10 protein-coding genes are annotated in these 11,900 nt (G+C 47.0%); all 10 read left to right on the plus strand.

The genetic code is table 11. The annotated features are described in order from the left end of the window. Positions 1–10: 10 nt before the first annotated feature. The 10 genes from ABIE32_RS00870 (at position 11) to ABIE32_RS00915 (ending at position 11,884) form a co-directional block, all read left to right on the plus strand. The gene (locus tag ABIE32_RS00870) at positions 11–364 is read left to right on the plus strand and encodes a DUF2304 domain-containing protein (protein WP_184704550.1); all 354 of its coding nucleotides are present in this window, start codon (positions 11–13) and stop codon (positions 362–364) included. Between the two features lie 34 nt (positions 365–398). Further along, the gene (locus ABIE32_RS00875) at positions 399–1,859 is read left to right on the plus strand and encodes a mannose-1-phosphate guanylyltransferase/mannose-6-phosphate isomerase (protein WP_429012906.1); all 1,461 of its coding nucleotides are present in this window, start codon (positions 399–401) and stop codon (positions 1,857–1,859) included. Positions 1,860–1,864: 5 nt separating this feature from the next. Next, the gene (locus tag ABIE32_RS00880) at positions 1,865–2,668 is read left to right on the plus strand and encodes an ABC transporter permease (RefSeq protein ID WP_429013609.1); all 804 of its coding nucleotides are present in this window, start codon (positions 1,865–1,867) and stop codon (positions 2,666–2,668) included. Beyond that, the gene (locus tag ABIE32_RS00885; RefSeq protein WP_429012909.1) at positions 2,668–3,888 is read left to right on the plus strand and encodes an ABC transporter ATP-binding protein; all 1,221 of its coding nucleotides are present in this window, start codon (positions 2,668–2,670) and stop codon (positions 3,886–3,888) included. Before ABIE32_RS00880 ends, ABIE32_RS00885 begins: the two co-directional genes overlap by 1 nt. Then, complete coding sequence (locus ABIE32_RS00890; RefSeq protein ID WP_429012912.1) at positions 3,885–5,492, plus strand: class I SAM-dependent methyltransferase; 1,608 nt, start codon at positions 3,885–3,887, stop codon at positions 5,490–5,492. The genes ABIE32_RS00885 and ABIE32_RS00890 overlap by 4 nt, the downstream gene beginning before the upstream one ends. 21 nt (positions 5,493–5,513) lie before the next feature. After that, positions 5,514–7,847: a glycosyltransferase family 4 protein gene (locus ABIE32_RS00895; protein ID WP_429012915.1), complete on the plus strand. Its 2,334-nt coding sequence runs from the start codon at positions 5,514–5,516 to the stop codon at positions 7,845–7,847. 12 nt (positions 7,848–7,859) lie between these two features. Next, the gene (locus ABIE32_RS00900; protein ID WP_429012918.1) at positions 7,860–9,074 is read left to right on the plus strand and encodes a glycosyltransferase family 4 protein; all 1,215 of its coding nucleotides are present in this window, start codon (positions 7,860–7,862) and stop codon (positions 9,072–9,074) included. 38 nt (positions 9,075–9,112) lie between these two features. Continuing rightward, entirely contained in the window at positions 9,113–9,829 is a 717-nt protein-coding gene (locus ABIE32_RS00905) for a class I SAM-dependent methyltransferase (protein ID WP_429012921.1), read from the plus strand. A gap of 97 nt (positions 9,830–9,926) precedes the next feature. Beyond that, positions 9,927–10,967, plus strand: coding sequence for a GDP-mannose 4,6-dehydratase (gene gmd / locus ABIE32_RS00910; RefSeq protein WP_429012924.1), 1,041 nt, complete (start codon positions 9,927–9,929; stop codon positions 10,965–10,967). Positions 10,968–10,969: 2 nt separating this feature from the next. Further along, positions 10,970–11,884: a GDP-mannose 4,6-dehydratase gene (locus tag ABIE32_RS00915; protein WP_429012927.1), complete on the plus strand. Its 915-nt coding sequence runs from the start codon at positions 10,970–10,972 to the stop codon at positions 11,882–11,884. Positions 11,885–11,900: the final 16 nt, after the last annotated feature.

The following is an 11,900-nucleotide window of genomic DNA, read 5'->3' on the forward strand; positions in this document are numbered from 1 at the left end:
CAAGGCTGAAATGGCAACTTATCAAATTACTACCACGGTACTGGGCGTGCTTTTTGCCGCAGTCATCCTGTACCTGATCCGTGGTGACCGCCTTTATTTGCGACTGGGCTTGTTCTGGTTTGCGCTCGCAATGCTTGCTGTATTGCTGGGCGTGTGGCCCCGCATGCTCGATCAGGTGGCAGATCAACTGGGCATTCGCTACTCGCCCACGCTGCTGCTGGTATGCGCCGTGGCTGTTCTGTTCATCAAGGCTCTGCACGCGGACATGGTCAACACACGGATCGAGCGACAAGTGCGCCGGCTCAACCAGAGCCTGGCACTGCTACATATCAAGAGCCAGCAAGCCGCCAGCGAAAAATCCTGAGCATTAACTACATCAACTTCAGCAAATCATTCCAATGTCAAAGCTTACGCCGGTCATCATGTGTGGTGGCAGTGGAACCCGTTTGTGGCCTTTGTCGCGCGAACACTATCCCAAGCAGTTTCTGAGCCTGAGCGCCGATGGCAAATCGATGCTGCAAAATACCGCATTGCGCCTTAGTGGGCTCAATTCCAGCATCCAGCAAACCGGCCCCATCCTTGTCTGCAATGCAGAACACCGTTTTCTGGCGGCCCAGCAACTGCAGGAGCAAGGTATTACCGGCGCCAAGCTGGTACTGGAGCCCATCGGCCGCAATACGGCCCCCGCCTTGACCTTGGCCGCCTTGGTGGCCGAGCCCGATGCCGTGCTGCTGGCCATGCCTGCCGACCACGTCATGACGCGACCCGAGCAACTACACCGGGCAGCAGAAATCGGCTGGACACTGGCTCAGAGCGGCGCCATGGTGACTTTTGGAATCGTTGCCGACCGGCCAGAGACCGGGTATGGCTATATCCAGAAAGGTGCTGCGGACAACAACGGTGCATTTTCCATCCAAAGCTTTGCAGAAAAACCATCTGCACAGCTTGCCGAGCAATACCTGGCCAGCGGCCAATACCTGTGGAACAGCGGCCTGTTCATGGTGCGCGCTGACCAGTGGCTCAAAGCCATGGCTGCCCTGCAGCCCGCAATGCTGCAAGCCTGCCAACAATCCATGGCCCAAAGCACCACGGATATGGACTTCATCCGTCCGCATACCGATATTTTCGGCGCGTGTCCGTCAGACTCCATCGACTACGCGGTCATGGAAAAACTACCCGTCAAGCCCGAACTGGGCGTGCACGCGCGCGTTGTACCGCTGGACGCCGGCTGGTCAGACCTGGGTGCCTGGGATGCTCTGTGGGACGTTCTGCCGAAAGACGCGCACGGCAATACCGGCAGCGGCGAAACACTGGCCGTCGATACACGCAACAGCCTGCTGTTCTCTGAGAACCGCCTGATCGCCACCGTCGGCCTGGAAAACGTCGTCATCGTGGAAACCGCCGATGCCGTGCTGGTGGCCGACAAACGCCGCACGCAGGACGTGAAAAAAGTCGTGGCGGAACTCAAAGCACAAAAGCGCAGCATGGCATCCACCCACCGCAAGGTGCACCGTCCCTGGGGCTGGTATGACAGCATCGACAGCGGCGAGCGCTTCCAGGTCAAGCGCATCGTGGTCAACCCCGGCGCCAAGCTCAGCCTGCAGATGCACCACCACCGGGCCGAACACTGGATCGTGGTGAAGGGCACCGCCGAGGTCACCAATGGTGACGAAACCTTCCTGCTGGGCGAAAACGAATCCACCTTCATTCCCCTTGGTCACGCCCATCGCCTGGCCAACCCCGGCAAGGTGCCACTGGAGATCATCGAGGTCCAGTCGGGCAGCTATCTCGGTGAAGACGATATCGTCCGCTTTGAAGACACCTATGGCCGCGCGCCAGTAGTGCAACCAGCCAAGTGAGCACCATGCCTGGATTACCCATGCTTCGCGCCCTCTGGGCATACCGCGGTTTCATCTGGAGCAGCGTGCTGCGCGAGTTCCATGGCAAGTACCGCGAATCGCTGCTCGGCGCTTTCTGGTCAGTAGCCAACCCGCTGACCATGATTGTCATCTACACCGTGGTGTTCGGCCAGCTCATGCGCTCTACCCTGCCGGGGCACGAGCAAACGCCATTTGCTTTCAGCATCTACCTGTGTGCTGGCATCATCACCTGGAGCCTGTTTGGCGAAATGCTGGGGCGGTTGAACAATGTGTTCTTGGAGCAAGGTAACCTCATCAAGAAATCGAATTTTCCGCGCATTTGCCTACCCGCCATCGTCACGGTATCAGCGCTGATTAATTTTGGAATCGTTTTCGTCCTGTACTTGCTGTTTTTGATCATCATCGGTCACTGGCCCGGAACAGCTCTCCTCGCGCTGGTGCCGTTACTCGTGTTGCAAATCCTGTTTACGCTGGGTCTGGGGATTTTTCTGGGCACGCTCAACGTGTTCTTTCGCGATGTAGGTCAACTCACTGGCGTGGTACTGCAGTTCTGGTTCTGGCTCACTCCCATTGTCTACACCCTACCTGCACTGCCGGAAAAGGCACGTGATCTGATAGCCTTGAATCCCCTGCAGCCACTGATTGCATCCTACCAACAGATCTTTCTAGATAAAACCCTGCCCGCCTTTGGTCCACTGCTACCGCTGGCCATCTTGACCGTCATCTTCCTGCTGCTCGGTGCAGGCTTTTTCCTGGCCCGCGTGGGCGAACTGGTGGACGAACTGTAATGAGTGCGCTGACTGTTACCAACATAGGCAAGGCTTACAAGCGCTACCCCAGCAAGTGGGCCCGTGCGTGGGAATGGATCACCCGCCGCCTCACCCATGAGAAAACCTGGGTGTTGCGCGACATCAGCTTCACCATACCTCCGGGAGAGGCTGTGGGCATCATTGGTGTGAATGGCGCAGGAAAGAGCACGCTACTCAAGATCATCACCGGCACCACTCAACCCACTACCGGAAGTGTGAAAAGCAATGGCCGTGTAGCTGCCCTGCTCGAGCTGGGAATGGGTTTTCACCCTGATTTCACAGGACGACAGAATGTATTCATGGCGGGGCAGTTGCTAGGCCTGCGACAGGACGAAATCGCTGCCTGTATGCCCTCCATTGAGGCATTTGCGGAAATTGGCGACTACATCGATCGCCCCGTACGCATGTACTCAAGCGGCATGCAGGTCCGATTGGCCTTTAGCGTGGCTACCGCAGTGCGGCCCGACGTGCTGATTGTCGATGAGGCGCTATCGGTGGGCGATGCCTACTTCCAACATAAAAGCTTCAACAAAATTCGCGAGTTTCGCGAACAAGGCACCTCGCTACTTATTGTCTCGCATGATCGCGGCTCAATCCAGAGCCTTTGTGACCGTGCCATCTTGCTAGAACGTGGCTTTGTAATTAAAGATGGCGCTCCAGAGGAGGTCATGGATTTTTACAACGCGTTGATTGCCGAAAAGGAAAATGCAACAACCACCATTCAAACCAAGCAGCTTCAGGACGGCAAAGTACAAACCATATCTGGCACAGGAGAAGCCCGTGTGGAAACCATTGAGTTATGCAATGCGAAAGATGAAATAGTTGATTATATAAACGTTGGCGAGCCTATTCAGTTAAAGGTATCTATCCGCCTACACAGCGATTTACCAGATCTCGTTTTTGGCTATTTGATTAAAAATCGACTAGGCGAGCCAATATTCGGTACCAACACACATCATCTGAAAATTAGTATGAAGCAGCTAAAAACGGGAGAAAATCTTAAGCTCAATTTCTCGTTTCCCGCCAATATCGGCCCCGGATCATACTCAATTTCAACAGCACTGCATATTACCGAAACTCATCTTGCTAAAAATTATGAATGGTGTGATCTCGCTTTGGTATTTAACGTTATAAATATCGATAGACAACCGTTTATTGGAGTCAACTGGCTACCACCTCAAGTGGAATATAAAAAATGAGTACGACTAACTTCTATCGCGCCTTCGAAGAGCGATACCGAGGCTCACGAGAATTGATTGGCCATCGACTCAAGGCATACCTACCATTCATCACTCCTCTCCGTAAATTATATGAGCCCACAAAAGCGGTTGATTTAGGATGCGGCCGCGGTGAGTGGCTAGAGCTACTAATCACCCAAGGATTTGAGCCGCACGGCGTGGATTTGGACACAGGCATGCTTGCTGCCTGTATCGAACGAGGATTCTCTGTAACAGAGGGTGATGCAATCGAATATCTAAAGTCATTGGAAGATGAATCTCAAAGTGTCATCTCCGGCTTTCATATTGCAGAACATATTACTTTTGATAAATTAGAAGATCTGGTAAATCAATCTCTTCGAATTTTACGCCCCGGAGGGCTACTTATTCTGGAGACTCCTAACCCAGAAAATTTAGTCGTGGGTACAAGTAATTTTTATCTTGATCCAACCCATTTAAAACCTATTCCACCGCCACTTCTATCATTTTTACCCGAGCACCATGGGTTTTCTCGAGTTAAAACAATCCGACTTCAAGAATCGAAAAGGCTAAAGACAAGCAACGAAATTGATCTATTCGATGTTTTTAGCGGAGTCAGCCCTGATTATGCAATAGTTGCGCAAAAAAAAGGGGCGTCAGAAATAATGGCCTCTTTTGATCCTGCCTTCAACGAGCCTTATGGTTTAGAACTAGATTTTTTAGCAAAGCGATACGATCAAAAGATAGAGGAAAAGATTCAAGCTTCCATAGCAGGGGCAAGGGCCGAAATGCTAGGCATGTCCAATGTATTGACGCAAATTACCTCAATTACTGACGATCTAATTACTTCCAAAGCAGAATTAGCTCATAAGAATGCAGAGATAGTAAAATTACAAAGGGAGGCAGAGTATATTTCTCAAGTGCTCGATATCTCAAAACAAGACCATGAACGTGCAATTCATGCAGCATTCTTAGATATAAAAAATCTGCAAATGCAGATTCAATCTCTTGATTTAGAAAAAAGGGCTTTATATCAAAGCTTCTCCTGGCGCATCACATCGCCCTTCCGTTGGCTTGTAGATTTAATCCCAAAGAAATCGAAAAATATGAGTACCGCACTGGAAAGTAAAGGACTTTTATCCAGCAGCATCAATTTCATGATTCAAAAAACAGTGCAGGTGCTCCAATACCCTATATCCGTATTAATAAAAATAACTCTAAAAAATGGCAGATATAGCGAAAAGATCAATAGATTTCTAATAAACAATCTGCCCGGGCTCCATAATCAACTTCGCGACATAGCTTATCAATACAGGCTAATAAAACCAACAAGTTACTCCCCTCCATTATTTAGGGAAGCGCCTCCTCAATACCCCTCTTTCCATCGGAGAGCTAAAAATACATCTAAGGGACCCAGGTCTAAGTTTGTCGAAAATAGATCAGACCATTCCTTAGATCTCGAGTATTTATTGAGACCTCAAAAAGAGAGTGAATTTGATTTTAAAGAAGTCATGAAAAATCTCAAGGCAATAAACACGACTGACATAGAGAGCTTTAAATTTCAAAATTCAGTATCAATTAAAATCGAGAACCATAGTTCATCTTGAATTTGATTAAATATTTATAAAATGAATATTGCATTGATAGCCCCCAGTCATGTGCCTTTTGTACTAGGAGGTGCCGAGCGCTTGTGGCATGACTTATGCCATCAAATTAATGAATTAACATCAAATAGAGCCGACATCATTAATATTCCAGCACCGGAGGGGGATTTTTGGGAAATCATTGAGTCTTATAACACCTTTTCAAGGTTAAATTTAAATCACTTTGATATGGTGATATCGGGCAAAAATCCTTGCTGGATGGTACAGCATCCGAATCATATTCTATACATGCTACATCCTCTTCGAGGAGTATATGATACCTATCCGCTTTTTCATCTTCCTTATCAAGTCAAAAGCAAACATACTTTAGTCAATAAAATTGCTGCAGCATGCGATGCGGGCATTGCTTCCGATGAGCTTTTCGATGAATTAAATGAGTTAAAACGATTCAAAGATGAAATTATCGAAGATATAAATATTCCATCTCCATTTTTAAGAAAAATATTACATCGATTCGATTCAAATGCTCTCAGTTCTGTAAAAAGAATCTATACAATTTCTAATACTGTAACAGGGCGAGCAGAGTACTTCCACGGAAAAGAAGTTAACGGCACACTACCTCCACCCAGCGGGCTTAAGGTTCGTGAAGGATCGCCGTCTGCATATCTCCTAACATATAGCAGACTCGATCAAGCAAAACGCATTGATTTAATTATTCAGGGATTTAAAAAAACCAGGGTCAATTTGGAACTTCGAATTGCTGGCGAGGGTCCGGAACTGCAGAATTTAATTAATTTATCCGCAGGCGATGAAAGAATTAAATTTCTTGGAAGATTAACGGATGATTCATTAGTCGATCAGATAGCACATGCCCGCGCCATTTGCTTTACCCCTTATCAAGAGGACTATGGACTCGTTACGATAGAGGCACTTTTTGCGGGAAAGCCAGTCATAACGACGTCTGATGCAGGTGGTCCGTTGGATTTTATTGTGAATGGAGTGAACGGCTATGTAGCAGAGCCTACCCCATCATCAATAGGAAATGCAATAAATAATATTTCGCAAGAGTCTGACTACTTTTCATTAAGTGCTGCCGCTAAAAAATCTGTTTCTCATGTGCGCTGGGACAATCTGATCGCAAGACTGCTTGAGCAGAATAATCAAACTACCATCAATAAAAAATTAATAGGTGTTTTCTCCACATACCCTATATATCCTCCTAAAGGAGGAGGCCAAGCGCGAGTTTTTTATTTATGCAAGGAATTGGAGAAAGAATACTGTGTCCACGTCGTGTGTTTGGTCGATGGTTCTCAATGTGAAGAAACCATACAAATTTCATCCAACTTCAAAATAACCAATATTCCCGCAAATAAAGGATTTTCTGAAGAAGATTGGAAAATGTATCAAAGCTCAGGAATTCCCAGCACTGATATTGTAATGAGCTACTTCTTCGACGAAAATTCACGATATATTGAGGTTGCAAAAAAATTAATTAAACAAGCAGATGTTCTTGTGGCCGAGCAGTGCTATACATATCCACTCATATATAAATATGGAGAATCCAAGCCAAAAGTATATAACTCTCAGAATGTAGAATATGTTCTAAAGGAGCAAATGCTTGCTTCCGCAAAAAATAAAGACAAGCTTCTAAAATACGTTCATGATGCTGAGTTTTCTGCATGCAATTCGGCCGAACTAATAATCTATTGCTCAAAGTCAGATGAACAAAAGATGAAGGAAGTTTACCCAGAATACATCGGACATTTTTCTGAAGTGGTAAAAAATGGCGCAGACCTGTCCTCGATATCTTATCTAACATCAAATGAGCGAAAATCTCTACGCCACAGATTAGGCATAAATGGGGTGGTTGCTATTTTTATTGCGAGCTGGCATGAGCCCAACATTGAGGCAGTGCGCAGCCTCTCAGTTATTGCGCAAAAAACACCCCACATCAATTACTTGATAGTTGGGACAGTCGGAGATTATTTCTCTAACAATCCAGAAAAATTGAGTAGAAATCTGCATTTTACGGGGTTAGTAACGGTCGAGGAAAAAGATATTTTATTGCAAAGTGCAGACATTGCCGTTAATCCAATGCTAACAGGTTCCGGCACCAATATAAAAATGTTTGACTATCTGGCTGCAGGCTTACCAGTTGTGTCAACGCCCGTCGGAGCACGTGGGATAGAAGACATTCATCAAAATGCATTTGTTTGTGATCTTGATGAGTTCCCAGAATATATAAATAGAGCGTTGAAGCAAAAAATTAAATACTCACGCCGCTCTTTTATTCAAGAGAACTATTCTTGGAAATCTGTCGGCGATTCATATCGTTCGGCGATTTCTAAATTACTTTGATCGGAGTAATCGATGACCCCAACGGCAGAAAAAAATAATAAATCCACAATCTGCTTGGTGACTCCTTGGCCACCTCAATACTCGGGCATAGCAGATTATGCATATTCTCTAACAGCTGCGTTGATTAAACATGGCCTTGAGGTAACGATAGTTACAAACTGTCAAAATCCGACGGCATTGGCAGGATGCAATATCCTATCCATTAATTCAGATTCTGAGTTAAAGAATGCACTAGATGGGCATGTAATGCCTATCTTTCAGCTTGGAAATCACCCTGATTTTCATGGATTCATGCTAGATGCAATCAATTGGCTAGGAGATAATTGTCTTATCGAATTGCACGATGTCGTCCTGCATCATTTAATTATAGGTGCCACAGGTAATCGAAATAAAGACAGTTTTTATTTAAATTGGCTTGAGAGAAATTACGGCTCAGTAATTTCAAATCAATTTGAGAGTGATAAATCTTTTTCGCTTGATGAAACCACTTCTCTCGATTTCCTCACTTATCCTTGCTCAGATCACATAGTTGACGACTGCGCCGGCGTTATTGTTCATTCCCATTTTGCAAAATCTGTACTAAAAAATGCGGGAGTTACCGCTCCAATTTGGAACATAAATCTTTATGAAAATAATAGTGCACAGTTCCTGAATAGAATTATCAATGATGAAGAAATTCTGAAAATTGGAATTTTTGGCGGTGTGCAGAAAAATAGAAAAATTGAAAGCGTAATTGAAGCCTTATCCAGTTTAAGTCAAAAAGCAATTGATCGAATATCGTTGGATATTTATGGCTCGATAGATTCAGATTGTCAGTATCTTATTGAAAAATCCAATAATAATTTTGGAGAAAAAATCAAATTCCATGGCCGAATTGAAGAAACTGAATTTCATAAAGCTTTTTTAAATACTGACTTATGTATATCGCTGAGATCCCCTTCCATGGGAGAGACTTCTGCCATTGTTTCTCGCGCGCTATCCATTGGTTTACCCACTATCGTAAGCAATACTGGATGGTATGCAGAATTACCTGAATTCATTCCAAAAGTTAATAATGGTAAAATTGAATCAGATTTAGCTTCTTTAATTGAAATTATATCAACCAATAGAGCGCTTTATGCTAAATTCAGGAACCAATTCATTGATTATGCCAGGTCTTTGGACGGAATGGATTCTCTAGTAGATGATCTTGTCTCGATAAGATCTGGGATTCTAGAGAGAATTTAATTTTAGCACTTCTCAATTAAATAGATAAGGAGCTATTCATGACGGCATTACCCATCGAAATGCTAAACCGCCGAAAGCTAAATTTAGGATGCGGTCATGATTATAGGGAAGAATATATCAATATTGATCTCTATGAGCGCCACAATCCTGATTTAGTTGCGAATATAATTGAATTATCAATACTTCCAAGTGAATACTTTAACGAAATTATCGCCCAAGATGTTCTTGAGCATCTAGAAAGAAATAAGGTACCTGTAGCGTTGGCTGAGTGGTCACGACTACTTGCGAATGAAGGAACGCTACGCATTCGTGTACCTAGTTTGGTTCATATGGTTCTCAATTTATGTCATCCTGACAATCAGTCTATTGAAAAAGCTGATGAGATCAATCATATGATTTTTGGCACTCAAGCATATAGCGGAGATTACCATTTAACTGGTTTCAATCCTATAATTCTTGAAGCCAGATTAGCTGAGAACGGTCTTAAAATTTGCGAAGCAAAATTGCTTTATGGCTTAGTTTATGAGGTAGTTTGTCGCAAATGTGAGAAACTCTTTGATCACAAAGAAATTGTTCATAATCTATATTTTAAACATTTGAGACGCCCTGCAGATCCAGAAGGCTTTGCTTATTATCTAAAGCACCTAAAAGATGGAACAATTGATGTTGATAAATTTGAAACCATACTCACAACCAGCGCCGAATATGAATTTATACAAAAAAATCCATCATATTTGTATGGGCATGTCAAGTAAATTTCATTTCTTTATAAGTAGTTTTCATTAAACCAGCCTATCCATAATCATCACTAGCCGACGAGAAATTCTCTTCTTAGAGAAGGCCAAACATAATATGAAATCTAATAACGCAATCGTTACCGGTATCACCGGCCAAGACGGCGCCTACCTTGCCGAGTTGCTCCTAAATAAGGGCTACAAGGTCTATGGCACCTACCGCCGCACCAGTTCCGTCAATTTCTGGCGCATCGAAGAGCTTGGTATCCAGAGCCACCCCAACCTGCATCTGGTGGAATACGACCTGACCGACCTTTCCGCCAGCATTCGCCTGCTGCAGACAACCGAGGCGACCGAGGTGTACAACTTGGCAGCGCAGAGCTTTGTGGGTGTGTCGTTCGAGCAACCCGTCACCACGGCCGAGATCACCGGCCTGGGGGCGGTGAATCTGCTGGAGGCCATTCGCATCGTCAATCCCAAGGTGCGTTACTACCAGGCAAGCACGTCGGAGATGTTCGGCAAGGTACAGGAGATTCCACAAGTGGAGTCCACGCCTTTTTACCCGCGTAGCCCCTACGGTGTTGCCAAGCTGTATGCGCACTGGATGACAGTGAATTACCGCGAAAGCTATGGCATTTTTGGCTCCAGCGGCATTCTGTTCAACCACGAGAGTCCCCTGCGCGGACGCGAGTTCGTTACCCGCAAGATCACCGACTCGGTCGCCAAGATCAAGCTGGGCAAGCTCGATGTGATGGAGCTGGGCAATATTGATGCCAAGCGCGACTGGGGGTTTGCCAAGGAGTATGTCGAAGGCATGTGGCGCATGCTGCAAGCCGATGAACCCGACACCTTTGTGCTGGCCACCAACCGCACCGAAACTGTGCGGGACTTCGTGCGCATGGCATTCAAGGGTGCTGGCATCACGGTGGATTTCCGTGGCTCGGCCGAAGGCGAGACGGCGGTGGATACCGCGACCGGCAAGACGTTAATGCGCGTCAATCCCAAGTTCTACCGCCCAGCCGAAGTGGAATTGCTGATTGGCGACCCCGCTCGCGCCAAGGATAAGCTGGGATGGGAGCCGCACACCACGCTGGAGCAACTGTGCCAGATGATGGTGGAGGCTGACCTGCGCCGCAATGAGGCGGGCTTTTCATTCTGATCATGGACCAGCATGGCAATAGCGCCAAGCGGGCGCTGATTACCGGGACAAGTGGCTTTACCGGCCATTACCTCACACAGGAACTGCAGCAGCATGGCTGGGAGGTGTGGGGCCTGGGGCAAACGCCCAAGAGCGAGTCGCAAGCGGGGCCGGACTACTATGTGCAGGCCGATCTGAACGACTATGCAACGCTGCAGGCCGCCGTTCACCAAGCCGCGCCACATGCCGTTTTTCATCTGGCTGCCATTGCTTTTGTCGGCCATGGCTCGCCAGCAGATTTCTACCAGGTGAATGTGGGCGGCTCGCGCAATTTGCTTCAAGCCCTGGCGGGCTTGCCAATTGCACCGCAGAGCGTGCTGTTGGCCAGCAGCGCCAATGTGTATGGCAATGCGGCAGAAGGCCAGTTGGCTGAGTCTACCCCCATACACCCCGCCAATGACTATGCCGTCAGCAAGGCCGCCATGGAGATGATGGCCAGCCTGTGGATGGACAAATTGCCGCTGGTAGTGACCCGACCGTTCAACTACACGGGCGTGGGTCAATCCGCCGATTTCCTGATTCCCAAGATCGTCAGCCATTTCCGCCGGAGGGCATCGCAGATTGAACTTGGGAACCTGCAGGTATGGCGCGATTTCTCGGACGTGCGGGACGTGGTTCGGGCCTACCGAATGCTTGCAGAAAAGCAGGTGACAGGAACGGTCGTCAATGTGGGCTCTCAAGCCCTGCATTCGCTGCAGGATGTTCTGGATACCTGTGCGCGATTGACGAGTCACCAGATGGAAGTGCAGGTCAACCCGGCCTTTGTACGCGCCAATGAGGTCAAGACCTTGTGCGCCGACACCTCACGGCTGGAGTCATTGGTCGGTGCGCGAACCCTGATTCCGCTTGAGCAGACGTTGCAATGGATGCTTTCTTGACCCACCTCGGACGATT

Origin of the sequence: Comamonas sp. 4034 (assembly GCF_050434545.1) — a bacterium.
GTDB lineage: Bacteria > Pseudomonadota > Gammaproteobacteria > Burkholderiales > Burkholderiaceae_C > Comamonas > Comamonas odontotermitis.